This is a genomic window from Cronobacter muytjensii ATCC 51329, assembly GCF_001277195.1.
Classification (GTDB): domain Bacteria; phylum Pseudomonadota; class Gammaproteobacteria; order Enterobacterales; family Enterobacteriaceae; genus Cronobacter; species Cronobacter muytjensii.
The window spans coordinates 1,714,467-1,740,371 of the sequence record NZ_CP012268.1 but is presented as its reverse complement, the minus strand read 5'-3'; the positions used below and the strand labels follow the sequence as shown (position 1 = coordinate 1,740,371).

The window sequence follows — 25,905 nt, the reverse complement described above, 5'->3', positions numbered from 1 at the left end:
CTTTGAGTGTGGCAGCAAAATGTGACGGGCTCAAAACAGGCGCGGCGGCGTAAAACGCGCTGGCATTCGTCGCCGTAATCCGTACCATACACGCCACGCACAGATACAATATTCGGGCCTGCTGGCGCACAAGGCGAAAACGCCGCGCGCGGGCTGGCCAACAGTGAATTCGCGCGCCGGGCAACCCGCCAGAGCGCGCCGCAACGCAGAACTGAGCCACTTTTAAATGTCTGAAATCCAAGAAATTAGCAAAAAAGAGCAGTACAACCTCAACAAGCTGCAGAAGCGTCTGCGCCGTAACGTGGGCGAAGCTATCGCTGATTACAACATGATTGAAGAAGGCGACCGGATCATGGTCTGCCTCTCCGGCGGTAAAGACAGCTATACCATGCTTGAAATCCTGCGCAATTTGCAGCAGAGCGCGCCGGTCAATTTTTCGCTGGTGGCGGTGAACCTTGACCAGAAACAGCCGGGTTTCCCTGAACATATCCTGCCGGAATATCTGGCCGCGCTGGGCGTGGAATATATAATCGTTGAGGAAAATACTTACGGGATCGTGAAAGAGAAGATCCCGGAAGGGAAAACCACCTGCTCGCTCTGCTCACGCCTGCGTCGCGGCATTCTCTACCGCACCGCGACCGAACTGGGCGCCACGAAAATCGCGCTCGGCCATCATCGCGACGACATTTTGCAGACGCTGTTCCTGAATATGTTTTACGGCGGCAAGATGAAAGGCATGCCGCCGAAACTGATGAGCGACGACGGCAAACATATCGTTATCCGCCCGCTCGCCTACTGCCGCGAAAAAGATATTGAGCGTTTTTCTCAGGCGAAAGGCTTCCCGATTATCCCGTGTAACCTGTGCGGCTCGCAGCCGAACCTGCAGCGTCAGGTGATAGCCGACATGCTGCGCGACTGGGATAAGCGCTATCCAGGCCGTATCGAAACCATGTTCAGCGCGATGCAGAACGTGGTGCCGTCGCACCTGTGCGACACCGAACTGTTCGACTTCAAAGGCATTCATCATGGCGCTGAAGTGGTGAACGGCGGCGATCTGGCGTTCGACCGCGAAGAGATCCCGATGACGCCCGTCGGATGGGCGCCGGAAGATGACGCGGCACCGCCGATGCAGCGCCTCGACGTGCTGGAAATCAAATAATCCTGAGCCCTTCTTTCGGAGGGCATTTTTTTGCGCGCTCAACGCATGTGCGGCGGCGGATCGTCGATGGGGCGCGGGTCCGGCGATGGCGGGTCGGGAATGGGTTGCGGCGTCGGGATCGGATCAGGTACCGGAACCGGATCGATGGGCACCGGGTCGCTCATTTGAATCACATACGGAGAATGCATAGCCTTTTCCTTTTGTGGTTGCGGATAAGGTAAGCGTAGAGGAGATGCGGCAGAAGGGAAAAGCGCGGCGCGGCTGCTGCGATAAAACGCCCGGGTTTAACACCGCCAGCGCGTCAAAAAAGCAAAAAAAAGCCGACTTAATAAAGTCGGCGTCGTACGAATCAATTGTGCTATGCAGTAATTCAAAAAAGGAAGTAAGACAATATGGAGCGCAACGCCCATCGCTTGACGTTGCATTCACCTGCGACAGCCATCATGCCGTGAAACCCTGTGCCATTTTTTGATATGGCTCAAACTCACTGTCCTTTTTCCCACGCATCGCTGATAAAATGCTAATTTTTACAACCATTTACTTCGATGTAACCACCACGTAACACCACCGATCACCAGCACGAGCGCGATACAAAAGATACTGAAGCCCAGATGCCAGTCGCCGCCGGGGATGCCGCCAAGGTTGACGCCGAACAGGCCGGTGAGAAAAGTGCTGGGTAAAAAGACCATGGCCATTAGCGACATTGTATAGCTGCGACGAGAGAGCGACTCCTGCATAGTCTGGGAGATCTCATCGGCCATCACCGCCGTGCGCGCGATACAGGCGTCGATTTCGTCAAGCCCGCGGCCCAGCCGGTCGGCGATATCCTGCATACGTCGACGATGATCGTCATTCATCCAGCTAAAGCGCTCGCTGGCAAGGCGCGAGAAAACGTCACGCTGCGGCGACATATAACGGCGCATCACAATAAGCTGTTTGCGCAGCAGCGCCAGCACGCCGCGCGGCGGTACGATCTCTTCCAGCAGATTATCTTCAAGGTCGATAATTTTATCGTGCAGCTCTTCGATAAACTCGCTGGCGTGATCGGTCAGCGCGTCGCAGGCGTCGACCAGCCAGCCGCCGACGTCCGCCGGGCCGCTGCCCTCGTTGAGATCGTGAATAATGTCGTCAAGCGCCAGTACTTTACGCTGACGCGTGGAGACGATGAGCCGTTCGTCGATATAAAGCCGCATCGCCACCAGCTGATCCGGACGCTCGTCGGTGCTGCCGTTGATGCAGCGCAGCGTAATCAGCGTGCCCTCGCCCATGCGGGTCACACGCGGACGCAGGCTTTCGCCCGCCAGCGCGTCGCGTACCAGATTAGGTAAGAGCGGCGTTTCGGCGAGCCACTGGGCGCTTTCCGGGTTGGTATAGTTCAGATGCAGCCAGCACGGATGCTCTTTATCAATAACGCAGTCATCCTGCAGCGGCTGTACACCGCCATGCCCATCCAGCAGCCAGGCGAATACCGCATCCGGCACGTTCACTTCAGAGCCCTTAATGGCCTCCATCGCGTCTCCTGATGATTAAGTCGGGTAACCAACTGGCCTTTGCCAGCGCCACGTTACGCTGTCGTTAACGGTTTTCCAGCGCAGCCTGAATGGCGTCTGCCAGTTCAGCCAGATGGTGGCGGGTATATTCGATATCTTTGGCGAGTTTGTCACGCCCTTCATAGCCGTTCGGCGCGGCCACGGAGGCTTTAATAACTTCCAGCGCGGCGTTGACCGCCAGCAGGCGTTTTTCCGCATCGCTGCGGGAGGAATAGTTTTCAGGCAGCATCGCTACGCTCCGGTCATTCAACTGGCCTTTATGGTGGTACATTGCGCAGGAATTTCAAGCCAAAGCGTGTTGGTTGCGGTTTAAAACAGCGCCACCAGCAGCGCGACGGGGAAACTCATCGGCCATGTTGCGCCAACCAGCGTCGCGCTCAAAAGCTTAATACTGGTTTTGTCTTTAGCGATGAAGAAAGTGATCAGCGCCGCGATCGCCGCCATGACGGCGTAGAAAACGAGCATATGTTGGTAAAGCGTCATGAATGCGGGTGTCCATACTGAGAGTGCGGTCGCAATATGCGATTTTTTATGACGCAGATCAAGTATCAATTCTCCCTGCCGCACAGCAAAATTTGATCTGCCTTACTGAATCCTTACCGTTTACGCGGATGAATCAAATCCGCGCGCAATGTGTTAACGTCGGCATATCGAAAAAGTGACAAACTGAGGCCGTTACAACGCAATGAGAACCACGCGCGTCACGTTACGTCTTTCCCACGCTGTCAGCGACGTTATGTTGGATGACATCAAAGCCATCATTCCTGCGGATGCGTTACAAGTGTTTATTAATCAGCTGGATGAAACCCAGTATGCCACGCTGGAGTGTATCCAGACGGAGCAGAACTGTTCGCTCATCGCCTCCGCCATTGTGGTCTGGCGCCAGCTCGGGCATATCAAAAGCCTGATTTATCGCAACGGTGATGTGCTGCGCGACGTCTCGGACGCCAGCCAGTTTCAGATATTCACTATGCTGCGCGCGCCGCTCACGGTGCTTGCCATTCGCTGACCCGTTTTAAGAAAATTCTCAACCTTTCCCCTCGCCTGCCGATAACCCTCTGAAAATGGACGGGGGAACGTTGATGCTACCTGGAATACCTACGCTTGCGCTGGCCTTTACGCTCTGGCTGCTGATTTTTATCCCTTCTTACAAAATCGCCCGGCGGGCAGGTTTCGGCTGGTCAATGGCGCTACTGCTGACCATGCCAGGCCTGAACATTGTCGCCTGGTGGTGTTTTGCATGTATGAAATGGCCGGCGCGCCGTTACTTCTGAGAAAACCTGTGTGGTGACAATACGGGGCGCCTGGATAAGCACGCGCTCCGCTTTCTCCTGCGCCCGGCCTTAACAGAATAAAAAAACGCTTATTGTTAAAGCTCTCTGTCACCTTGCCGATGAATCAGATAGCCCAACGCCTGCGTTGACTCTAAAAGCCCTGAGGCGCCTGCGCCTGAAAAGAAGCCGTGCTTGAAGGTAGCACCCTATGTTTAGCCACATCGACAGAAAAGACGCCAGACGCATGGCCGCCCTGGACATGCTCCGGGGAGATCACGGGCATCAGGACCCGGTACTGCTGCAATTCGCCAGGCTCGCCAGCCTGGCGCTCGGCGTGTCCGGCTGCTTTATTGCCGTGGTGGATAAAGGGGGCCTTCCGGTACACCTCGCACACCCTGAGCCGTTACAGGTCGACGCTGCGGTATTAACGCAGCCGCTTTGCGCGCCTGGTCAGCCGGTCTGGTGCAGCGACACCACGCTTGATGAACGCGCGCGGGCGCATCCGCTCGCCGCTGGCGCGCCGCAGGTGCGGTTTTACGCCTGCGCCCCGCTGCGCACGCGCGATGGCAGCCTCACCGGCACCATCGGCCTGACAGATACCTCGCCGCGCCCGTTTGACGATGAGCGCGCGCAGACGCTGACGCTTATCGCCGGGCTGACTGGCGCCTGGCTTGAGACGTTAAACGCCGTCGGCTTTCTGGATCCAGTGACGCGCCTGCCCAACCGCCAGAAACTCCTGGCCGATATGGAGCGACTCAGCGCGAGCGGCAGCACCGAACGCTACTCTCTGATGATTTTCGACTGCATCGACATGCCCACCGCCTATGAACTGGCGCGCTCGCTCGGCATGCCGGCGCTGGAAACGTTGCTTAACGATCTTGGCCCTCTGCTGCGCATGAAACTGCGGCTGAAAACCGACACCGTGCTTTATAACGTGGCGACTGGCCGCTACGCCCTGCTGTTAAAAACACGCAATCAAAAAGCCATTCGCCGCAACGCCGCGACGCTGCCGCTGGTAAACGCGCGGATGTTGCAGGGGATCAACATCCGGCTGAATATTTTTGCGGGCGAGGTGGGCTGGCAGCCGGAGAAAACCACGCCTAACGAGGCGCTACGGCGCGCCATTAGCGCGCTGCACGAGGCTATCTGGCTTAACAAACGCCATATGGTGTTCGACCCCGAGCGCGATGAAAAACGTAATGTCGATTTCCAGTTGCTGCATGACCTCAGCGAAAGCATCGCGAAAAATCGCGGGCTGTATCTGATGTACCAGCCGAAAATCAAACTCAGCACCAGTAAAGCGGTAGGCGTCGAAGCGCTGCTGCGCTGGCGTCACCCTACGCGCGGCGACATTCCGCCGGGCGTGTTTATCCCGCTGGCGCAAAACACGACGCTGATGGATGAAATTACCCAGTGGGTCATTGGCGCAGCGCTGTCACAGCTGCAAAAGTGGCATCGTCAGGGCATCGTCCTGCCGGTGTCGGTCAATATCAGCGTCAGCGACCTCTCACGCAGCGGCTTTGCCGATGCGCTGGAAGCGCGCGTGCTGCGCGCAGGGCTGTCGCCGAACGATATTCGTATTGAATGTCTTGAGACCGAAAAAGCGCTGGAGAGCGAAACGGCGCTCAGCGAGATGGAGATGCTCAAGCTGCGCGGTTTTAAGATCCTGCTGGATGATTTCGGCGCCGGTTACAGCAATATCAACTATTTGCGCCGCATTCCTATTGATATCATTAAGCTTGACCGCTCACTGACCAGCCGTATTGCCGAGGATCGCGCCAGCCAGATTATCGTGCGCAACGTTATCCAGATGTTGAAAGAACTTGACTACGTCGTACTGGCCGAAGGCGTGGAAGATGCCGAAACCGCGCGCCTGCTGCTGGAGTTCGGCTGCGATGAAGCGCAGGGCTATTACTTCTCGCGCCCCGTGGAGCCTGACTATATCGCGCAGTGGATATAGATTATATTTCCGGCGCATAAAATCTGAAGCGCCGGAAATATATCCATGCCTGAACCCAGCGCACCGGCAAATAACCACCTGGTTTCTGCGGTTTATTATTAACCACTGCTACCGTCTAATATGTGTATTAATATACCCTCCCCGGCATTCCATCCCAACATGATGCTGAATAATCACAGAATTAAAAAAGGGTGTTGTAAACGGATATTTCCCGACTACGCTTATCTCATACCTTAGCCCTTCACTAAGGTTATCTTTGCCATCACCAGGGAGACCATTGGTTCAGGGAGGAGCCATTTTTTTACGTCGCATCGCCGCACCGCCTGTCCTGCCCGCACTTCTCGCGTTACGTTTGCTTGCTCTCGTCATTCCACACGCTACGTCGCGCGCTCCTTGTCAGGCAAACTGCCGGATTGCCGCAGGCGCCAGGAAATGCGACAAAATATAACAAGCGCCTGCAAAATATGAATTACCTTTGCAGCTTTTATAAATAGTTTAATATCCCCACACCCGTTGCGCCTGAATATTCCATAATTAACAAACGAAGCGCGGAAATTAAAAAACAACCCTGAAACACCCTGCAAAATACAGCCGTAAAACAGTATCTTCCTGGAAGATTTTTATTTTTCTGCGCATTTAACTTGCGCCTGTTAAATACCTTACCTACAGTTATTAATACCTTTTCGACAGCAGTGATGCATTGCTGAATTAAGTAAGACCAACAACATGAGGAGATATTATGACTCAGCATCGTGGTGGTTCAGGTAATTTCGCAGAAGATCGTCAACGCGCTTCCGAAGCAGGCCAGAAAGGCGGTCAGCACAGCAGCGGTAATTTTAAAAATGACCCGCAACGCGCTTCTGAGGCTGGTCAGAAAGGCGGCCAGCAGAGCGGGGGGAATTTTAAAAATGACCGTGAGCGCGCCTCCGAAGCGGGGCGCAAAGGCGGGGAAAACAGCCACGGCGGCGGTCGCTCCTGATTGCGCGCGATAAGCGCTCCGCTCTGACGGGGCGCGTAATCACCATCAGGTATTTCCCTGACAATAATCCCGGCTAATAAATAAAAAGGAGAACGCCCCTCGTTCTCCTTTTTTTGTGTTTGCCGCCGGGTATTACACCGTGTGGCTGCTGAATATCCAGGCACTCTCCGTCTCGTCGGTTAACATGACGTCCTGTGCCTCGCCGCTTGGCAGAACAAAACAGATAATCTCCCCTCCAGCCAGCGTGGAAAATTCATTTATCTGCTGCGCTTTATCTATCTCAAACGTTTTTATCGTCTCCCCGGTGACAGTATCCGGTTCACTGACGCTATAGGTGGCGGTAAAATCCACTTCCGGGCGGTCTTTCAGATGTAGCTGAATTGAAGGCATATCGGCTCCCCAGGTGACGCATTGACTTCAAGTGTAGCCCACGCTCGCCATGCCTGGATAAGTGGCGCGGCGAGATATCCCCACTTTAGTAATAAAATTAAAGCGATGCGAAACGCGGCCGATAACAGATTTGCATGAAAGCAGTCGCTGCGGCTGGCGTATCTTCACGCCACACCCGCCAACCATCACACCTGGAAGCGAGAGTGCGTGTTATCGCGCTTGCAGGAAAAGGGAGAGTGAGATGAAACGGTCTGGCATTCTGGCACTGGTCGGGGCAGTTTTTTTGTTGCAGGGGTGCGATGCGGACAGCATCGACCAGGTTAAAGCGCTCAGCGCCGGGGAGCACTCCATCGGCGAAACCTTTGAGGCGCGCACCGACTGCGTGAACGGCGCATGGCGCACCTTTGAAGACGCCGGCGGGCGCGATGTCGTGCTCTACGCCTGCAAACTGCCGGCATCCGAGCTTGCCGGGCTGACCGATCAATTTCGCGTCCACAGCAATCAGCTGGTCGCGCAGAATACCACGGCGCGCTGGCGCGCCGCCCACCGCGATGATGTCGCCCGCGTAATGAGCGAAGTGAGCATTCGGGATGTCGAGCTGCTGTATGTCTGGCGCATCGACGGCGGCAACGCGCCTCAACTGGCGGATGTCGAAATCAAAGCGGCCACCACCTTTTCAAGTTTCAGTTACAGCGTCAGCCAGCCAGAGGCGTTCATCGCGCTGGCCTCAAACCACGCCGTGTCTGATCTCTTGTCACAAAGCCTGTTTCCGCAGCTCGATAAAAACGCGGGTCCGCTTTACCAGCAGCTGAGCGCGCTGTAATTACTCTGACTCGCCGTGTACGCGGCGAGCCTGAGTGAGATCCAACACGCCCTGCATCATCGCTTCGCACCACGCGGCATAGTCATGTCCGCTCGACCACGGATGAAAACTCACCGCGTAGCCCTTCTCTTTCAGCGTCTGCGCAAATTCCACGGTATTGCGGTAAATACCGCCATCCGGCCCCTGCGTTTCAAACCTCCCTGCCTGTAGCCAGAAACGCACCGGCAGACGCGGCGCACGTTGATATTCGCGCGTCAGCCAGCTCGCGGGCTGCCCTTTCGGCGCCCACCAGTACGATCCTGACAGGCTCAGCACATTACCGAATGCTGCCGGATGGCGCAGCGCCACCCACGACGCCGCCAGCCCGCCGTAGCTGGAGCCGGTGACGATAGTGCGCCGCCCTTGAGGTTCAATACCGCGCGCCCGCAGCCAGGGAAGCAGCTCCAGCGCCATCATGTCGGCGAAATCGCGGTTGGGCGGCAGCTCGTGGCTGCGCCGCGCGAAGTCAAGGCTGTCGATAAATACCACATTCACCGGCGGCAGGCGGTGGTCGGCAATCAGGCGGTCGACCACCGACGCCAGCCGGTAGTCCTCCTGATACGTATTGCCGTCAAAGACCATCAGCGTCCAGCGCGCCGCCTTTGCCGGTCGATAGAGCTGGATATCACGCCGGTTGCCGAGCCGCGCGCTGTCAAACGTATGGCGTGTCAGCGTGCCGTGCCGCACGCCGTTGAGATCCGCCGGTACGCCACACTGACGCCCGCCGCCGAGCGCCAGCAGCGACGCGCGGTTCCAGCGGTCATCCTGGCCTGGGAGAAACTGCCGCGGGTTAAGCGGATCCGCCTGAGCGGTTGCGAGAATAGCGCGGCGTTGTTCGCGCGCCCCGCCATTGGTCTTCGGCACGTCCGGCGCAAGCTTATACTGCATCAGCGTGTCAGCAGGCACCACATAGCTGCGAAACCAGACGTCTGACTGACCAAGCCGGAACAGCGGATCGTGATCGCCGCCAGGGGAGCCGAGAATAAACACGTTACGGCGCGCGCCGCGCCATAAAAACGTGACGCGCCGGTGGTCATTGTCGACCGGCTCCACCAGCGGCGTGCCGCGCGCGGCGATCTGGCGCCAGAACGCCGCGGTGTCGCCGCCTGCCGCGAGGTGGCGCGCCAGCTGTTGGAGCGTCGGACTGACCGGTGCGAGCGGCTGTTCGCGATCGAGCGGCACGGTCTCATGCGCCTGCCAGCGCAGCGACCACGGCGTCCCCGCCTCGCCCTCAAGAATAAGCGTCGATGCCTGCTGCGCCGGCAGCGCAAACAGCAGCGAATGCGCGCCATCCGCCGGGCCGCGCGCGACCAGGGCGCGCAGGTTCTGCTGGCGCGCGTCCGTGAGTTGTGCGCGCTGTGCGCCGGAAAGCGTCGCGGCGACATAGTTTTCCTTCATCACCGGCTGGGTAATACAAACGCGCCCGCGGCGGTCAAACGTGCCGCTCAGTTCCCCGCTCGCCGTTCCCTTCAGGCATGAAGCCGCCTCGCCCGGCAGTGTGCTGACGCCCATCAGCAGGCCAATCACTATCGCAATCCGCTTCACTCGACTCTCCTTAAAATTTGTTAACAACTTAATGCAAATGGTAATGATTTTCAATATCATCGAGCCGTTTGCAGTCGTGTGATTTACGCGCGGTTCGCCGTTGCGCCGCCGCGCAGGTTAATGATGAAGACAAGGAAAACGACAGAAATGGTCTTAAAAAATAATAAGATAATAATCCCCGGCATCCTCAGTCTCGCTGCCGTCGGCAGTAGCGGCGCGCAGGCGGCCACGCCCGGTGAAGAGACAATGGTGGTGACGAACGGCGTGGCGGAAGATCCGCACGCCCCGCTGAAAGGCATGGTCGCCACGAAAACCCTCTCCGCCACCAAAACCAGCGCGGATCTTATTCGCACGCCGCAGTCGGTCTCGGTGGTGACGCGCGATCAGATGACGGCGCTGGATGTCACCTCGGTGTCGCAGGCGTTGCGCTACAGCGCCGGCGCGTTTACCGAATATCGCGGCGGATCCAACCGCAACGATGAAGTGTTTGTGCGCGGCTTCAGCTATGTACCGAAATTTCTGGATGGTCTGAGCTTCGGCGCGACCGCGGGATCACAAACCGGCGTGGTCGACCCGTGGCTGCTGGAACGGGTTGAACTGGTGCGCGGCCCGGCATCGGTGCTGTTCGGTCAGGTCAACCCCGGCGGGCTTATCAGCATGACAAGCAAGCGGCCATCCCGCGAGGCGGCGCAACAGGTGCAACTGCGCACCGGCAATCACCGGCTGGCGGAGGGCGCGTTTGACGTGGGCGGCGCGCTGGATGACGACGGCCGTGTGCTGTGGCGCCTCAACGGCCTGGGCCGCGCACAGCGCAACGAGGTGGAAGATTATAAAGAGTCCCGCGTGGCAATCGCGCCCGCCCTCACCTGGTACGCTAACGATCAGACGCGCTTCACGCTGCTGACGAGCTACCAGAAAGATCCCGATGCGGGCTATCGCAATTTCCTGCCCGCTTACGGTACCGCAAAACCAACGCCTGACGGGCGCACCATTGCGCGCGATTTCAACGTCAGCGATCCGGATTACGACACCTCGCGCCGCGAGCAAACCTCCGTGGGTTACGAGCTGGAGCATCAGCTTAACGACGCCGTCACCCTGCGCCAGAATGCCCGCTACAGTCATATTACCCAGGAGTATCGCTATCTGGTCTATGTGAACAGCGCCGCCAGTTCGACCGTGTTACAGCGCCGTCCGCAGCATGAACAGCGCGACACAAAAGAGTTCGGTCTGGATAACCAGCTGGAAGCCCGGTTTGATACCGCCGATATCAGCCATACGCTGTTGACCGGGTTCGACTATAAGCAGAGCCGCGACCACCAGCGCCTCGCGCGCGACAGCGGCGCCCGCTACAACCTGGACTGGACCCGCCCTGTCTATGGCCTCGACATCAGCGACAGCGCGTTGACGCCGACCACTAACGAACAGCAGGATCTCGATCAGATGGGCCTCTATCTCCAGGATCAACTGAGCTGGAACCGATGGGAACTGTTGCTTTCGGGCCGCTATGACGTTTCAGAGGTGCGCACCGCCGATCTGCTGGACAACACCTCGACGCAGCAGAACGACAATAAATTCACCTGGCGCACCGGCCTGCTCTACGCCTTTGACTTCGGCCTGTCGCCTTACCTCAGTTACAGCACCTCGTTTGAGCCGAATCTGCAAACCAACCGCGCTGCCGGCACCGCGCCATTTAAACCGATGGAGGGCAAGCAGACGGAAGTGGGCCTGAAATATCAGCCGACCGACAGCGTGCTGATGTCGCTTGCGCTGTACGATTTGAAACAGACCAACGTGGCGACGTACAACAGCACGCAGGGCTATTTCGAAAATGCAGGCGAAGTGGAGTCAAAAGGCGTCGAAACCGAACTGCACGCCACGCTTGCACAGCACCTGAACCTGATCGCTTCCTATACCTATACCGATGCCGAAAACGTCAGTACTACCGTGGCGGGCACCGAAGGCAAAACCCCTGCGCGTATTCCGGCGCATATGGCCTCAGCCTTCGCCAGCTATACGCTGCCCGGCGGCGCGTTAAGAGGGCTCACCGCCGGCGCGGGCGTGCGTTACATTGGTACCAGCTATGGCGATGCGAAAAACACTTTCAAAGTACCGTCGGTCGATCTTTATGACGCCATGCTCCGCTACGACCTCGGCGAACTCAATGGCCAGTTGAAAGGCGCCGCGCTGCAAATGAACGTCAACAACCTCGCGGATAAGAAATATGTCTCCGCCTGCGCGTCGGATACCGCGTGCTTCTATGGCGTGGGCCGGACAGTCACCGCCACCGTCAGCTACGCCTGGTAAAACGGTTTTTTATGCATAACACCGGCCCGGTTCGCCGGGTCGGTGTTTTTTTATGCACTTAATATCAATACTTAAGTTAAATTTTCTTTAGCATCCCCCGCCCGCTCATAATGATCAGTTTTTATTCAGTCTTGCGGATTGTTGCGGCAATACCGTTTCACTTCACTATTTAAGAAAAATCGTTCTCCTTTTGGATTAAGTTTTTACTTAATAACTGGCATGTGATTATTGCAGAACACAGTAATGGGGACTATATAGTTCATGGCGTAACGAAAAACGCTTCAGAACGCGTAACAACTCATAAGCAAAAATAAACTTTCTTTACCGTTGCTTCCATAAGTGGATATTTCCGGCAAGAACTTTACCATTCTGCCGCTACAATTACCTGGTACGCATCAGTGAAGGGATGCACACGCCGTTGTAGTCGATAAAACCATAATGGAGGGTAGGATGACCTGGCGGGTTGTTGATTCAGTCGTAAGCACCGATACTAATTCTGTATTTTCATTAATTTCTTCGCAACATTCAATTAAACTTATTTTATGGTATAAAGCCACTTATTATTTGTCGCCAGGGGATAAATTATCAATCAACGGTGAGGCCATTGCCGTCAATAATAAACCCGTTCAGCTTACGTTGTACCGCACCACCCTTTATAACGCGCGATTCTGGCAAACCATCGTTAAGAGTAATACCCACTGTGCCGGCAACCATCAGCGAAGCGTTACAAAATGCATTTATCGCAGTAAATGCAAACTGCACACTTGCCCGTTTCAACTGCATTGAAGCCCTCAGGCGTTTCGCATGGCATTTTCCCGGCAGGCATGGGAAAATCCTGCATCGACACGCCGCCCGGTGACGTCATCATCGCGTCACTCTTCTCTTCCGATAAGGAATTCACGCCCGTGAAAACTCTGCTGAAAACCGTGCTGCTGGCGCTGGCATTAAGCCCGCTCTGTGCGCAGGCGGACGACATCACCCGCAGCGCGGCGACGGACGCCTGTCTTAAACAGGCGGGTGAACATAGCGCCGACTGTCTCGAAGCCGCCGGCCTGGCCTCGGATAATCAGCTCAGGCAAGCGTTCAGCGCTAAAATTACGGCGTTGCAGAATTTCGATTACACCCGCTGGCCGCAGGGCGACGAGGCGAGACGCACGCAGATGGTCGAGGCGTTACAGGTAAGCCAGCAGCAGTGGACCGCCGCGCGGGATGCCTTCTGCACGGCGGCGAGCGCGTCTGCGGCGGGCACGCCCTGGCTTGCCGCTCACGCGTTAAGCTGCGTTATCAATATGAACGCGCGTCGCACAGAGGAACTGGCGCTGATCCAGCCTGAACCTGAAAAGTAATTCGGAGGCTTATTCCGGCCCCGCGCAATGCGGGCGCCGGTTTTCATCAAGAACGCGTTAATATTTGAGAATATACATGGTGCGGCTGTAAGCGACATCTTCAGGGTTATCAATTGGATACCCTTTCAGCCACGGCTTAATTAACCGGCCATTGGTGTACTGATAAATCGGCGCGATGGGCGCCTGCGTGGCGATGATTCGCTCGGCGCTGTTGTAGTCGTCGTTACGCGCTTTCACGGAGGTCTCCTGCGCGGCCTGTTGCAGCACTTTGTCGTAATCCGCATTGTTAAAGCGCGAAATATTGCCGCTGTGGGTCGAGCTTAGCAGTGAAAGAAACGTCGACGGCTCGTTATAGTCGCCCACCCACGAGGCGCGGATCACATCGAAATTGCCGGTGTTGCGGCTGTCGATATACGTTTTCCACTCCTGATTTTTGAGCTTCACCTCCACGCCAAGATTTTTTTTCCACATCGAGGCCACCGCGATGGCAATCTTCTGATGGTTTTCCGACGTGTTATAGAGCAGCGTCAGGTTCAGCGGGCGCGACGGGCCGTACCCGGCCGCCTGTAACAGCGTTTTCGCCTGCGCGTTCAGCTCCTGCTGGCTCATCTGTTCCCACTCTGACGGCACGGGCGTAAAGCCTGCGGTCACATCCGGCGTAAAGCGCCAGGCCGGTTTTTCCCCGGTGCCGAGCACTTTTTCCGCCATGACGCGGCGGTCGATGGTCATGCTGAGCGCAAGACGAACGCGGGCGTCTGCCGTAGGCCCTTTGCGGGTGTTAAAGGCGTAGTAATAGGTGCCGAGCTGCGGCGGCGTAAAGACCTGGTCTGGGATCTCTTTTTTCAGCTTCTGATAGAGGTTTTTCGGGAAGGATTCGGTGATGTCGATATCATTCGCCAGATAGCGTTTGGTCGCTGCAGATTCCTGATTGACCGGTAAAAAGGTGACCTGCGTCAGCACCGTTTTCGCGTTATCCCAGTAGTGGCTGTTCGGCGACAGCACCAGCTTTTCGTTCACCACGCGGTCTTTGAGCACGAATGCGCCGTTGCCCACCAGCTTGCCGGGGCGAGTCCAGTCCCCGCCCTGCGCAACGTTCGCTTTCTGCACCGGATAGAGCGCCACGTTGGCCGCGAGGCTCGGGAACCAGGGCAGCGGTTTATCAAGCGTGACCTTCAGCGTGCGCGCGTCCACGGCGCTGACGCCAAGCGTCGCGGGCGGCTGCTTGCCGTCGATAATGTCCTGCGCGTGCGCCATGCCGGCCAGCGCGAAGAACCAGGCGAACGGCGAGGTGGTTTTCGGATCCACCATACGCTGCCAGCTGTAGACAAAATCCTGCGCCGTCACCGGCGTGCCGTCAGACCAGCGGGCATTGTCGCGAAGCTTAAACGTCCAGATGCGGTTATCGTGTGTCTGCCATTCGGTGGCGACGCCCGGCACCAGTTCGCCCTTGCTGTTCTGATTCACCAGGCCTTCGAAGAGATCGCGCAGCACCTGAATTTCCGGCAACCCTACCGCTTTCGCCGGATCCAGCGAGGCAGGTTCATCTTTCAGATGGCGTACCAGCGTCTGGTGTTCGGCGAGCGCCGTACCGGGCGGCACGTCGGCCGCAAACGCGCCGGTCAGCGCGGTTGCGACCCATAATGCGCTTAAGGTGATGCTTACAGGAATTTTCATGAGGTCCTCGTTCTCTTTAGTCTGGCGCCGAACCGCTCTTTCCGGGCGCGCTGTCGGGGAATTATTTGTTGGATGAATATAAATTGCAAACCACTGTCCCGGATTTTGCGGGCTAACCCTGCGTCAGATCAACGTGTTACTGCCTGCCTGCGCGAATAACAGGCCACGCGCCTTTTGCCGTCAGGCTGTTGAATTTCAGTCCGTTGTCGACAACACTCCTTTTATCTTCCTTCAATGGCGGCCCGGTTATGACCACGCTTAGACCCCGCGCGCAACGCGGCGCTTTATCTGACGACGCCAGGCGTTATGGCGAATCGGCGCTAGGCGCGCCGCTGCTCTGGTTTCCGGCCCCGGAGGCGCAGCGCGCGCCGGGGCTGATTATCGCCGGCACGCACGGCGATGAGAACGCGGCGCTGGTGACGCTCTCCTGCGCGCTGCGCACGCTTGCGCCTACGCACCGACGGCATCATGTGGTGCTGGCGGTTAACCCGGATGGCTGTCAGCTCGGCCTGCGCGCCAATGCGCGCGGCGTCGATCTCAACCGCAATTTCCCGGCCGCGAACTGGCAGCCGGGCGATACGGTTTATCGCTGGAACAGCGCTGCCGAGACGCGCGATGTCACGCTTTCCACCGGCGAAAAACCGGGCTCAGAGCCGGAAACCGCCGCGTTGTGTCAGTTAATTCACCAGCTGAAGCCTGCGTGGGTGGTGTCGTTTCACGATCCGCTCGGCTGTATTGAAGATCCGCAGCAGACGCGGCTTGGTCAGTGGCTCGCCGGGGCTTTCGGGCTGCCGCACGTCACCAGCGTCGGCTATGAAACGCCCGGCTCGTTCGGCAGCTGGTGCGCGGATATCGGGCTTGCCTGCATCACCGCCGAGTTTCCGGCCATCTCCGCCGACGACGCCACCGAACGCTATCTGGCGGCGATGACCGCGCTATTGCATTACGATGATGAAACCTGAGGCGCCGCGTCGGGGTGGAGATAAAGCTGGCCGGGCGTGAAACGTAAGGCGGGCTCGACATCCACCGCAAGCCAGGTGGGGCCGTCGAGATCGGTAAAACGCGCCTGCGGGATGAGCGGCAGCGCGGCGCTGATGGCGCGCGAGGTGCAGAGCATACAGCCCAGCATGACCCCGAACCCGTCATCCGCCGCCTGACGCGCCAGCGCCAGCGCCTCGGTCAGCCCGCCGGTTTTATCAAGCTTGATGTTAATCATCTCGTAACGGCCGGCGAGAGTTTTGAGACTGCCGCGCGCGTGGCAGCTCTCATCGGCGCAAATGGGCAGCGGGTGGATAAAGTTTTCGAGCGCGCGGTCATCCGAGGCGGGCAGAGGCTGCTCCAGCATCTGGACGCCGAGATCCGCCAGCAGCTGACAACGCGCCGCCAGCCCTTCCGCGTGCCAGGACTCGTTAGCATCGACAATCAGCGTCGCCTCCGGCACCGCTTCACGAATGGCGACCATCCGCTCAGTAATAAAAGTATCGTCGAGTTTGATTTTCAAAAGCCGCGCGCCCTTTTCCCAGAGCAACGCGGCGTTCACCGCCATCTGCTCCGGCGCGCCGATAATGACCGTTTGCGCGGTGGTGTGCTGGCCGGGCAGCGTCACCTGCAAATGCGCGTCCAGCGTCTCGCCTGCGCGGCGGGCTTCAAGATCCCAGAGCGCGCAGTCAATGGCGTTGCGGGCGGCGCCAGCGGGCAGCAGCCGCTGCAGCGCGGCGCGATCAAGCCCGGTTTCGAGCTGCGGGACGACCGTCATGATCTGCGCCATCACCGAGGCGACGCTCTCGCCATAGCGCGGGTATGGCGTGCATTCGCCCACGGCGCGCACGCCCTCTTCTTCCAGCTCCACCACGACCACCACCGCTTCACTGCGGCTGCCGCGGGCAATCACAAACGGCGAATGGAGCGGCCAGGCTTCCTGATACACTTTTACGCTTCTCATTATTTTCCTCGCAACGGGCTTTGCCTCAGTATAGCGACTGGAAAGTTAGCCTGCCGGGACAGTTTTTTATATTCATCGCCCCTGTGATCACATACACTAGCGGCGACGTTAACTATATGTAAACAGGAAGATAACTATGTCACAAATCGTCTATTTCCAGGGCAATCCGGTTTCCGTGGTCGGTCAGATCCCGCAGGCGGGCAGCAAAGCGGCACCGTTCAGCCTGGTGGCAAAAGATCTGTCTGACGTCTCACTGAGCCAGTTTGCCGGTAAGCGTAAAGTACTGAACATTTTCCCAAGCATCGATACCGGCGTCTGCGCCGCGTCCGTGCGTAAGTTCAACCAGCTGGCGACCGGTATGGAAAACACCGTCGTGCTGTGTATCTCCGCTGACCTGCCGTTCGCGCAGTCCCGCTTCTGCGGCGCGGAAGGCCTGAGCAATGTCATTACGCTCTCCACCCTGCGTAACGCGCAGTTCGCCAGCGATTACGGCGTTGGCATCGACGAAGGCGCGCTGAAAGGCCTGACCGCCCGCGCGGTGCTGGTAGTGAACGAGAATGATGAAGTCGTGTTCAGCGAGCTGGTGAATGAAATCACCCATGAGCCGAACTATGACGCCGCGCTTAACGCGCTGAAAGCGTAAGCGCCGCGCATAAAAAAAGCCTCCGCATGCGGAGGCTTTTTTATTGGCGTTACTCTTCGCCTTTGCGCTGGCTTAAGCCATATTCACGCAGCTTATTGGCGATAGCGGTGTGCGAGACACCCAGCCGTTTGGCAAGCTTACGGGTGCTCGGATAGCTGCGATACAGCTGCGTCAGCACCGAGCGTTCGAAGCGACGGGTGATATCGTCCAGCGATCCTTCCATTGCCTCTTCCCCCACCGGCAGCGCCGCGGCGTCGAAATCCGGCAGCAGGATATCCTGCGGGCGCAGTTCATAGCCGTCGAGCTGGGTCAGCGCGCGGTAAATCGCGTTTTTCAGCTGGCGCACGTTGCCCGGCCAGCCGTAGCGGGTTAATACGCCGCCCAGGTCGCTGGCGAGCTTCGGGCGCGGCACACCCTGCTCATCGGCGAAGCGGGCGACAAACATTTCGGTGAGCGGCATGATGTCCTGCGGACGGTCGCGCAGCGGCGGCAGATTCAGCGTCAGTACGTTGAGGCGATAGTAGAGATCTTCACGAAACGCGCCCTTTTGCACCAGCTCGACAAGGTTTTTCTGCGTCGCGCAGATGACGCGCACATCGACGTGCACTTCATGCTCCTCGCCGACGCGACGGAAGGTGCCGTCGTTCAGGAAACGCAGCAATTTGGCCTGCATTCGCGGCGACATCTCGCCAATTTCATCCAGCAGCACCGAGCCGCCGTTGGCCTGCTCAAAGAACCCTTTTTTGCCTTCATGCGCGTTGGCGTAAGCGCCCGGCGCATGGCCGAACAGCTCGCTTTCCACCACATCCTCCGGAATCGACGCGCAGTTCAGCGCCAGATAGGGCTTGTCGGCGCGCGGGCTTGCCAGATGGCAGGCGTGGGCCAGCAGATCTTTCCCGGTGCCGGTATCGCCGGTGATAAGCAGCGGCGCGTTCAGCATCGCAAGCTTACGGGCCTGATCCACGACCTGTTTCATGCGCGGACTGACGGCGATGATATGGCTGAAGGCGTGCAGATCCTGGCTGGTAAGATTCTGCAGCTGGCGTCCCATCCGCACAGTAGAGCGCAGCATCACGACCGCTCCGGTGAGCATGCTGGCGCCGCTCTCCTCGTCAAGATGCACCGGCGTAATTTCGAGCAGGAAATCCTGGCCGTTAATCACCACGTGTTCGGTATGCGACTCCGCCGGGCTGCTCTCAAGCCAGCGCTGGAAGTTAAACCCGCTGATAAGACTGGCGGCGTTATGGTTACGCAGGCGCGCTTCATTCTGCCCGAACAGCGCGCAGCTGGCGGGGTTGGCGAGCTCGATTTTGCTTTTCATATCCACCGAGAACACCGGCTCCGGCAGCGCTTCAAGCAGCGCGCTCAGCGAACGATGCTCGCGCTCGGACGGCATCCACGGCACGGTGCGCACGTCGGTGACGCCGGGAATGCGGCGGATTTCCGCCATCAGGCTGCTGAAGGCGTTAAATTCCAGCGTGGAAAAATTGAGATAGATTCGCCCGATGGGGTCGATTTCAATACCGCGCAAATCAATACTGCGCAGCACCAGAAGATCGAGCAACTCACGGGTCAGACCGAGGCGGTCTTCACAAAACACTTCAAGACGCATGGCGGCACCTTCACGCATTGAGCTAATGAATGGCGAGATAATACTTCAGTTGCCGCAGCCGGGGGAGTGGTCTGTCAACAAAAATTGACAGAGTGCGGTAAAAAGCGGCGTCATGCTGTAAACCTGAGCAGGCATGACGCCGTTGCGGTTACTCTTCGCGTTCGCGTTTCTGCTTTTGCAGCGTGGTTTTCACTTCGCTCAGCAGTTGTCGGCGGAAATCGCCAAGGCGCGGCTTGTCGTCTCCGGTCCAGGGGAGCGGACGGCACAACTCCATCGCCTTTACGCCAAGACGCGCGGTAAGCAGCCCCGCGCCCAGCCCCTGCGCCACGCGGGCCGATACGCGGGCGGCAAGATCCTGTGACATCCAGTCCAGTCCGACCTCACGAACCATCTCGCTCGCGCCCGCGAACGCCATATTCAGCAGGACCAGGCGAAAAAGACGGATACGGCTGTAGTAGCCAAGCTCAATGCCATAAATGGCCGCGATGCGGTTCACCAGCCGCAGGTTGCGCCAGGCGATGAACGCCATATCCACCAGCGCCAGCGGGCTTACCGCTATCATCAGCGTCGATTCCGCCGCCGAGCGGCTGATGGCGCTGCGGGCCTGGAGATCGAGCACCGGCTGGACAATCTGCGCGTAGAGCGTCACCACTTCACGATCGCTGTGGGTTTCATGGATTGCGGCATGCCAGCGCGCCAGCGCCGGATGCCCCTGCGTAAGCCCCGCCTGGCGCGCCAGCTTCTCGCAAAACGCACGCCCTTTTCCGCTCCCGTGGCTCGCCAGCAGTTCACGCGCCTCGTCGCGCTCCACGGCGCGTTCGCGCAGCCGATGCAGCCTGCGCCACTCACTCGCGAGCGCGCCGACGCCCGCCGCCACGATGAGCCCGCCCGCGACACAGCCGCCGAGCGCAATCCAGTCATGGGTGCGCCAGGCATTCGCCGCCCACTGCGCGCCCTGGGCCACCACGCTGATGCCAAAGATGCCAAGGCCAGCGGTGACCATGCGCCGCCAGAGGCTGCGGCGCGGTTTCAGGGCGTTTTCCACCACGCGCTCAGGCGCGTCGGGCGCCAGGAGTTCCTCTTCGGCCACCGGGATAAATTTCTGCGCCTGCGCCTCGTCAAACGCCTGGGTGGCGCGAAGCGTCGGGCCTGCCTCCGGGCGCAGCGGCTCGTCAAAGTCGCGGCGCGGTTTGATCTCGCTCATCGCAGTTTGTCTCCTGTTAAAAACTCCAGCACCGCGTCCAGGCGGATGTGCGGTAATGGCCGGTCAACCTCCATCTCGCGCGGGCGAAACGCCTCAAACTGAAAGCCCTGCTGCTGCCAGAACGCGCTGCCGGGCAGCCGTGGGGGCACGTCGCCAGGGTAAACCGTCAGCGGCACGCCGTCGCTTAAGCGGTGGCCGCGCAGCGCCGGGACGCTTTCGCCGTGGCTCTCCACCATCCCGCTTTCGGTCGCCTGGATTGAGGCAATGCCCATGCAGTCCATATCTACGCCTTCAAACGCGGCGTTCTGCCACGCCTCCTGCACCAGTTGCGAGAGCAGCGACACCAGATTCGCGTGCTGATCGTGGGTCACGTGATCCGCTTTGGTGGCGGCGAACAGCAGCTTATCGATAACCGGCGAGAAGAGCCGCCGGAACAGCGTGCGTTGCCCATAATGAAAGCTTTGCATCAGTTGGGTGAGCGCAAGGCGCATGTCATTAAACGCCTGCGGCCCGCTGTTGAGCGGCTGGAGACAGTCCACCAGCACAATCTGACGGTCGAAGCGCACAAAGTGCTCGCGATAGAAGCCTTTGACGACTTTTTCGCAGTAGTAGTTGTAGCGCTCGCGCAACATGCCGATGTTCGTCTGCTTGCCCGCCTGCGCGAGTTTCGTCTCGCCCGCCTCATCGACGCCCGGCCACGGAAAGAACTGCAACACCGGCGCGCCCGCGAGATCGCCTGGCAACACAAAGCGCCCCGGCTGGATAAAATGCAACCCTTCGCGTTTGCACTGCATCAGGTAATCGGTCCAGGCCCCGGCAATCTCAGCAAGGCGTTTTTCATCGCCCGGCGCCAGCGGATCGAGCCCTTCACACAGGCTGCGCCAGCGCTGCGCCCAGACGGCGCGGTCGCCTTGCAGCAGCCCCGTCATCTGGCGCGACCAGCTCAGGTAATCCTGCGCGAGCATCGGTAAATCCAGCAGCCATTCGCCAGGGTAGTCAACGATATCGAGCCACAGCGTGGAGGTATCTTTAAAGTGGCGCAGCAGCGACTCGCGCGACCGGTAGCGCAGCGCGAGGCGGATTTCGCTGACGCCCCGCGTCGGCGTCGGCCAGGCGGGCGGCGTGCCGTAAAGCTGCGCCAGCCCTTCATCATAGGTAAAGCGCGCGACGCCCATATCCTGCTGCGGCACGCGACGCACGCCGAGCAGGCGCTCTTCGCGCACCGGCGAAAAGAGCGGCAGGCGCGCGCCGCTGTTGACTGACAACAGTTGATTGACCAGCGCGGTGATGAACGCGGTTTTCCCGCTGCGGCTAAGCCCCGTGACGGCCAGCCGCAGATGGCGGTCGACGCTGCGGTTCATCAGCGCCTGCATTTCACTCTGAAGTTGTTTAATCATATCCCTGCGCCCGATGCGTTGATTTCCTCTGATAGTAACAGGTAAGGCTTAAACGCGGCGATTCAAGCGCCACTGACGCCGATTTACAAAAACGCGCCGCATGGACAGTGCGCCGGGCCTTCAGTAAGATATTTTCTGATGCGATGTGATGGAGCACGGTCGAATGTCCCCGACCATTTACGATATTGCCCGCGTGGCGAAAGTGTCAAAATCGACGGTATCGCGCGTACTGAATAATCAGACCAATATTTCCGAGGCGGCGCGCGAGCGGGTGTTAAAAGCCATCGACGAACTTCAGTATCAGCCGAATAAACTGGCGCGTGCGCTGACTTCTTCCGGCTTTGACGCCATTATGGTGATTTCCACCAGGTCGACAAAAACCACGGCTGGTAATCCTTTTTTCTCCGAAGTGCTGCACGCGATTATGGCGCGCGCCGAAGAAACCGGCTTCGATGTTATTCTCCAGACGTCGCGTAATAGCGAAGATGACTTACAGAAATGCCTGACACGCATTCGTCAGAAAATGATTAAAGGCATTATTATGCTGAGCTCGCCAGCGGAGGAATCGTTTATTGCAAGGCTCGATGAGTGCGGTATTCCGGTGGTCGTTATCGGTAATGTGGTGGGCCAGTATCAGCATATCTGTTCCGTCGATACCGATAATTACCATGACAGCATCGCGCTGACGGATACGCTTATCGCCCGCGGATGCCAGCGCATCGCCTGCCTTCATGCCCCGCTCGACTATCATGTTTCCATCGACCGGCTCGCCGGATTTCGCGCGAGCCTCGCAAAGCATCGGCGTGCAGACGACCCTGCGCTGGTCGTGGATGGCGGCTATACCCAGGAGAACGCGCTGGCGGCGGCGCGACAGTTGCTCGCCATGCCCGAACCGCCCGATGCGGTGTTTGCCACCGACAGCCTGAAGCTGATGAGCCTTTACCGCGCCGCCGCCGAACGCGATCTGGCTATCCCGCAGGCGCTGACGGTCGTCGGCTACAGCAACGAAACGCTCTCTTTCCTGCTCAACCCGCCGCCTGGCGGCATCGATATCCCCACACAGCAATTAGGCGATATCAGCAGCGCGCTGCTTTTCGCCCGCATTGCCGGAAAGCCCATCCCGGCGCGTACATTAATTCCCACCACGCCCATCTGAAAATAAGCTTCGTCTTACGCGGAGCGTATTAATAGCAGTCTTAATCAGGCCATCGCATTTTCAATTGCGCTGTCGGAGTTCGCGGTAGCTATTCCCGTTAAGGGAAAATGGCGTGGGGTTTGGGAAATTACCGTATTTCCTTAACTGATGGGGCTTTGTTAAACGCTTAACCGGATCGATATCATATCTGGGGCATTTATAACACTCATATGCCCCATATATGCCCCTAAGATTGCCCCACAATACTCAGCTATAACAAGTGGCACAAAGGGAATTCATGTACCTGAACCCGCTGTCAGGTTTGTGCCTGGCGCTGACATACAGAGAACGTCATCATCACAGTGTCTTAAGCATGTATATGCCACAGCTACTATGGCCCGTATCGCCAAGCCGCTCGGGAATATGCTTAAATCCAAAGGATTCGTAGAGGCGTACTGCACGCCTGAGTTCTTCAAGGGTTTCAAGATAACAGGAGTGGTATCCCATTGCAGAAGCCTGAGAAATGATGAACGCGATCATTCGCCTGCCTAGTCCCATTCCTTGTGCGTCGCTTCTGAAAAACAACTTCTGCATTTCGCAAATGCCTTCTTCTCCGCGCAATGGCGAAAGGCCAGCCCCTCCGACTATTTGTCCATTTGCTTCTACAACCCAATATCCGCAGCCCGGATGTTTATAAGCTTCACTCAGGCGCTCGAGTTCAGGGTCATGGAGGCTAACGCCTTCAAGATGGTCAATTTTATTCTCTCGAAAACTGTTACGGATAATCTCTGCGATTGCGCAGTTATCTGCAGGCTCCAGTCTACGGAAAATTACCCCTGATTCACGTTGACGACGTGCGTTACTTAAGCTGACTGAAAAGCGCCTGATGATTTGCTGGAAAAGCTGAATTTCATCATTTGATGACGACGCAAGAGCTTCCACGATAAATCTGTCGGCATTTTCTTCAAGTGCGCAAAGCAGTCGTTCGCCTGATTTGCTTAACCTGAATCGCGAGGCTCTACCATCCTGTGTGTCATTTTCTTTAAACAGATACCCCTCGTCACTAAGACTCCGGAGCGTCCGGCTCATGCTTGCTTTCTCAACACAAAGATTTTTGGCAAGTTCAGTACAACCATATGGCTGTCTGCTGAGTTCAATCAGTATATGACTCTGAAGGGGGGACAGCTCAGTCCCACTCGCTTTACGGTTGAGCATACCTAATTCTCTGACCATTTCACGAAGCGTTGCGCGAAAAGATCGTATTTCTTGCTGTTCCATAGATTAGGTCCTTTAAAGATGCGATGACTCATGATACATAATATTGTTAACACCGTTAACTAAATTGTATATCATGAATCGCATTCAACCAAAAAGGAGTTTTTTATGGAACGCCCCAGGTCAACAGACATCATTCTGCGCAGGACAGTTGCTCTGACCACCATTGCGATGTTGATACTCTGTGCGCTTGTACTATTGAGCCAGTTTTTTTCATCCTGAAAGCCATTCATTAAAACGTTTCGTTTGTAGTGGCACACTGAATTTGGCCATCTGAACAGAGGCGATACGCTCAACTCAGAACATGACAGATGCCCCAGGAAAAATAAGAAGTTTCAGCGCAGAATTTAAATGCGAATCCGCTCCACTGGTCCTTGACCAGAACGACACCGTTGCAGATGCAGCCAGCGCTATGGATGCCGGTTTTTCCACTCATCGTAGCAGCTACAAATACTGGAAAAACCGCCCTGAAAAACCAGACGGCAGACGAAATGTATTACAAAGTCAGGCATGACAAAAAAATAAGCTCCGTCTTAAACGGAGCTTATTTTGTGCATGTTTTAATCAGGCAATGGCGATTTCGGTTTCGCTGTCAAAGAAATGGCATTTATTCATATCAAACGCGATCGGGATACGCTGGTCAGCCTGATAATCTTTATCCGCGCTGGCGCGTACCACCATTTCGTGCCCGCCGACGGTAACATAGAGCATAAATTCCGCGCCGGTTAATTCCGCAACGGTAATTTTCGCCTCAATCATATTTTCCCCTGACGCGCCGGGGAGGATATCTTCCGGGCGAATGCCTAATACCACGGCTTTACGCTGGCAACCGCTGGCGTTGAGTTGCGCTCTTTTATTTACCGGCAGCGGCAGTTTCAGGGTTTCGGTGACGAAGAAGTCGCCGTCGATCGCGCCACGAATAAAATTCATGGCGGGCGAACCGATAAAACCGGCCACAAAGATATTCGCCGGATGGTTATAGACCTCTTTCGGCGCGCCGACCTGCTGCACAACGCCGTCTTTCATAATCACAATCCGCGTCGCCATTGTCATGGCTTCGGTTTGATCGTGGGTTACGTAAATCATGGTGGTATTGAGCTTCTGGTGCAGCTTGCTGATTTCAGCGCGCATCTGAACGCGCAGCTTCGCGTCGAGGTTAGAGAGCGGCTCGTCCATCAGGAACACGCCCGCCTCGCGCACGATAGCGCGTCCGAGCGCCACGCGCTGACGCTGACCGCCTGACAGCGCCCCCGGTTTACGCTTCAGATACTCCTTGAGCCCGAGGATTTGCGCCGCCCAGGCGACGCGCTCTTCAATGATTGAAGGCGCGACCTTCTGCATCTTTAGCCCGAACGCCATGTTGTCATAGACCGTCATATGTGGATAAAGCGCATAATTCTGGAACACCATCGCGATATTACGTGCTTTGGCGGGCACGTCGTTCATACGCACGCCGTCGATTAGCAGTTCGCCGCCGCTGATCGCTTCCAGCCCGGCTATCATGCGCAGCGTCGTGGATTTGCCGCAGCCCGATGGCCCGACGAAGACGATAAACTCTTTATCGGCAATCTCCAGGTTGAAATCTTTAACGACGTGAACCTGGTTGTCATAAATCTTCTGAATATGTTGTAAAGAGAGTTGAGCCATATGCTGT

Annotated in this window: 25 protein-coding genes and 1 pseudogene; 13 read left to right on the top strand and 13 right to left on the bottom strand. The window is 57.5% G+C overall.

The features are described 5' to 3' along the window. The first annotated feature begins 226 nt into the window (after positions 1 to 226). On the top strand, positions 227 to 1,159 hold the full coding sequence (gene ttcA, locus AFK63_RS08120; RefSeq protein ID WP_038862743.1) for a tRNA 2-thiocytidine(32) synthetase TtcA: 933 nt from the start codon (positions 227 to 229) through the stop codon (positions 1,157 to 1,159). 38 nt (positions 1,160 to 1,197) lie between these two features. Here the strand turns inward: ttcA and AFK63_RS21415 are convergent, their stop codons facing one another. The 4 genes from AFK63_RS21415 to AFK63_RS20360 form a co-directional block, all read right to left on the bottom strand. Further along, the gene (locus AFK63_RS21415; protein WP_155884333.1) at positions 1,198 to 1,347 is read right to left on the bottom strand and encodes a hypothetical protein; all 150 of its coding nucleotides are present in this window, start codon (positions 1,345 to 1,347) and stop codon (positions 1,198 to 1,200) included. A gap of 339 nt (positions 1,348 to 1,686) precedes the next feature. Next, on the bottom strand, positions 1,687 to 2,670 hold the full coding sequence (gene zntB, locus AFK63_RS08115) for a zinc transporter ZntB (RefSeq protein WP_038862742.1): 984 nt from the start codon (positions 2,668 to 2,670) through the stop codon (positions 1,687 to 1,689). A 64-nt stretch (positions 2,671 to 2,734) separates the two neighbouring features. Next, positions 2,735 to 2,938: a hypothetical protein gene (locus AFK63_RS08110; protein ID WP_038862741.1), complete on the bottom strand. Its 204-nt coding sequence runs from the start codon at positions 2,936 to 2,938 to the stop codon at positions 2,735 to 2,737. Positions 2,939 to 3,018: 80 nt separating this feature from the next. Then, positions 3,019 to 3,192 carry a GhoT/OrtT family toxin gene (locus AFK63_RS20360; protein ID WP_014728784.1) on the bottom strand — a complete coding sequence of 58 codons (174 nt, stop codon included), beginning with the start codon at positions 3,190 to 3,192 and terminating at the stop codon, positions 3,019 to 3,021. 202 nt (positions 3,193 to 3,394) lie between these two features. Here AFK63_RS20360 and AFK63_RS08105 point away from each other — a divergent pair, with 202 nt between their 5' ends. From AFK63_RS08105 to AFK63_RS08090, 4 genes are all read left to right on the top strand, one after another. Further along, complete coding sequence (locus AFK63_RS08105; RefSeq protein ID WP_038862740.1) at positions 3,395 to 3,718, top strand: hypothetical protein; 324 nt, start codon at positions 3,395 to 3,397, stop codon at positions 3,716 to 3,718. A gap of 73 nt (positions 3,719 to 3,791) precedes the next feature. Beyond that, entirely contained in the window at positions 3,792 to 3,983 is a 192-nt protein-coding gene (locus AFK63_RS08100) for a hypothetical protein (protein ID WP_038862739.1), read from the top strand. 208 nt (positions 3,984 to 4,191) lie between these two features. Then, on the top strand, positions 4,192 to 5,943 hold the full coding sequence (locus AFK63_RS08095; RefSeq protein WP_038862738.1) for a bifunctional diguanylate cyclase/phosphodiesterase: 1,752 nt from the start codon (positions 4,192 to 4,194) through the stop codon (positions 5,941 to 5,943). A gap of 739 nt (positions 5,944 to 6,682) precedes the next feature. Continuing rightward, positions 6,683 to 6,922 (top strand): con-10 family general stress protein, encoded by a 240-nt coding sequence (locus AFK63_RS08090; protein ID WP_038862737.1) that lies wholly within the window; start codon positions 6,683 to 6,685, stop codon positions 6,920 to 6,922. A gap of 132 nt (positions 6,923 to 7,054) precedes the next feature. Here the strand turns inward: AFK63_RS08090 and AFK63_RS08085 are convergent, their stop codons facing one another. Next, positions 7,055 to 7,312 (bottom strand): hypothetical protein, encoded by a 258-nt coding sequence (locus AFK63_RS08085; protein ID WP_038862736.1) that lies wholly within the window; start codon positions 7,310 to 7,312, stop codon positions 7,055 to 7,057. 241 nt (positions 7,313 to 7,553) lie between these two features. Between AFK63_RS08085 and AFK63_RS08080 the strand changes: the two genes are divergently transcribed. Beyond that, entirely contained in the window at positions 7,554 to 8,135 is a 582-nt protein-coding gene (locus tag AFK63_RS08080) for a hypothetical protein (protein ID WP_038862734.1), read from the top strand. Here the strand turns inward: AFK63_RS08080 and AFK63_RS08075 are convergent, their stop codons facing one another. Further along, positions 8,136 to 9,686 carry an alpha/beta hydrolase-fold protein gene (locus tag AFK63_RS08075; RefSeq protein WP_038862810.1) on the bottom strand — a complete coding sequence of 517 codons (1,551 nt, stop codon included), beginning with the start codon at positions 9,684 to 9,686 and terminating at the stop codon, positions 8,136 to 8,138. It lies immediately after the preceding gene. A gap of 180 nt (positions 9,687 to 9,866) precedes the next feature. On the opposite strand from AFK63_RS08075, the gene AFK63_RS08070 reads away from it, so the two are divergent. The 3 genes from AFK63_RS08070 to AFK63_RS08060 all read left to right on the top strand — a co-directional run bounded on the left by AFK63_RS08070 (position 9,867) and on the right by AFK63_RS08060 (position 13,369). Beyond that, entirely contained in the window at positions 9,867 to 12,023 is a 2,157-nt protein-coding gene (locus AFK63_RS08070) for a TonB-dependent siderophore receptor (RefSeq protein WP_038862732.1), read from the top strand. A gap of 450 nt (positions 12,024 to 12,473) precedes the next feature. Further along, entirely contained in the window at positions 12,474 to 12,809 is a 336-nt protein-coding gene (gene iraM, locus AFK63_RS20355) for an anti-adapter protein IraM (RefSeq protein ID WP_171998306.1), read from the top strand. 119 nt (positions 12,810 to 12,928) lie between these two features. Continuing rightward, on the top strand, positions 12,929 to 13,369 hold the full coding sequence (locus AFK63_RS08060; protein WP_038862808.1) for a lysozyme inhibitor LprI family protein: 441 nt from the start codon (positions 12,929 to 12,931) through the stop codon (positions 13,367 to 13,369). A gap of 57 nt (positions 13,370 to 13,426) precedes the next feature. Here AFK63_RS08060 and AFK63_RS08055 read toward each other — a convergent pair whose 3' ends face one another. Next, positions 13,427 to 15,043, bottom strand: a complete 1,617-nt coding sequence (locus AFK63_RS08055) for a peptide ABC transporter substrate-binding protein (protein WP_038862728.1) — start codon at positions 15,041 to 15,043, stop codon at positions 13,427 to 13,429. Between the two features lie 248 nt (positions 15,044 to 15,291). Here AFK63_RS08055 and mpaA point away from each other — a divergent pair, with 248 nt between their 5' ends. Continuing rightward, the gene (mpaA, locus tag AFK63_RS08050; protein WP_038862726.1) at positions 15,292 to 16,005 is read left to right on the top strand and encodes a murein tripeptide amidase MpaA; all 714 of its coding nucleotides are present in this window, start codon (positions 15,292 to 15,294) and stop codon (positions 16,003 to 16,005) included. Here the strand turns inward: mpaA and ycjG are convergent. Continuing rightward, positions 15,987 to 16,985 (bottom strand): L-Ala-D/L-Glu epimerase, encoded by a 999-nt coding sequence (gene ycjG / locus AFK63_RS08045; RefSeq protein WP_038862724.1) that lies wholly within the window; start codon positions 16,983 to 16,985, stop codon positions 15,987 to 15,989. The genes mpaA and ycjG overlap by 19 nt on opposite strands. A 136-nt stretch (positions 16,986 to 17,121) precedes the next feature. On the opposite strand from ycjG, the gene tpx reads away from it, so the two are divergent. After that, positions 17,122 to 17,628 (top strand): thiol peroxidase, encoded by a 507-nt coding sequence (gene tpx, locus AFK63_RS08040; RefSeq protein ID WP_038862722.1) that lies wholly within the window; start codon positions 17,122 to 17,124, stop codon positions 17,626 to 17,628. Positions 17,629 to 17,677: 49 nt separating this feature from the next. Here the strand turns inward: tpx and tyrR are convergent, their stop codons facing one another. The 3 genes from tyrR to AFK63_RS08025 all read right to left on the bottom strand — a co-directional run bounded on the left by tyrR (position 17,678) and on the right by AFK63_RS08025 (position 21,841). Further along, positions 17,678 to 19,240 carry a transcriptional regulator TyrR gene (tyrR, locus tag AFK63_RS08035; RefSeq protein WP_038862718.1) on the bottom strand — a complete coding sequence of 521 codons (1,563 nt, stop codon included), beginning with the start codon at positions 19,238 to 19,240 and terminating at the stop codon, positions 17,678 to 17,680. Positions 19,241 to 19,388: 148 nt separating this feature from the next. Continuing rightward, positions 19,389 to 20,444, bottom strand: a complete 1,056-nt coding sequence (locus tag AFK63_RS08030; RefSeq protein ID WP_038862717.1) for a YcjF family protein — start codon at positions 20,442 to 20,444, stop codon at positions 19,389 to 19,391. Continuing rightward, complete coding sequence (locus AFK63_RS08025) at positions 20,441 to 21,841, bottom strand: YcjX family GTP-binding protein (protein ID WP_038862713.1); 1,401 nt, start codon at positions 21,839 to 21,841, stop codon at positions 20,441 to 20,443. Before AFK63_RS08025 ends, AFK63_RS08030 begins: the two co-directional genes overlap by 4 nt. 163 nt (positions 21,842 to 22,004) lie before the next feature. Here AFK63_RS08025 and AFK63_RS08020 point away from each other — a divergent pair, with 163 nt between their 5' ends. Next, positions 22,005 to 22,997 carry a LacI family DNA-binding transcriptional regulator gene (locus AFK63_RS08020; protein ID WP_038862712.1) on the top strand — a complete coding sequence of 331 codons (993 nt, stop codon included), beginning with the start codon at positions 22,005 to 22,007 and terminating at the stop codon, positions 22,995 to 22,997. Positions 22,998 to 23,333: 336 nt separating this feature from the next. On the opposite strand, the gene AFK63_RS08015 is transcribed toward AFK63_RS08020, so the two are convergent. Beyond that, positions 23,334 to 24,254 carry a bifunctional helix-turn-helix transcriptional regulator/GNAT family N-acetyltransferase gene (locus AFK63_RS08015; RefSeq protein WP_038862711.1) on the bottom strand — a complete coding sequence of 307 codons (921 nt, stop codon included), beginning with the start codon at positions 24,252 to 24,254 and terminating at the stop codon, positions 23,334 to 23,336. Positions 24,255 to 24,555: 301 nt separating this feature from the next. On the opposite strand from AFK63_RS08015, the pseudogene AFK63_RS20350 reads away from it, so the two are divergent. Continuing rightward, a pseudogene (locus AFK63_RS20350) lies at positions 24,556 to 24,759 on the top strand (hypothetical protein); the annotation flags it as partial. A gap of 56 nt (positions 24,760 to 24,815) precedes the next feature. Here AFK63_RS20350 and AFK63_RS08010 read toward each other — a convergent pair. Next, complete coding sequence (locus AFK63_RS08010; protein WP_038862708.1) at positions 24,816 to 25,898, bottom strand: ABC transporter ATP-binding protein; 1,083 nt, start codon at positions 25,896 to 25,898, stop codon at positions 24,816 to 24,818. Positions 25,899 to 25,905: the final 7 nt, after the last annotated feature.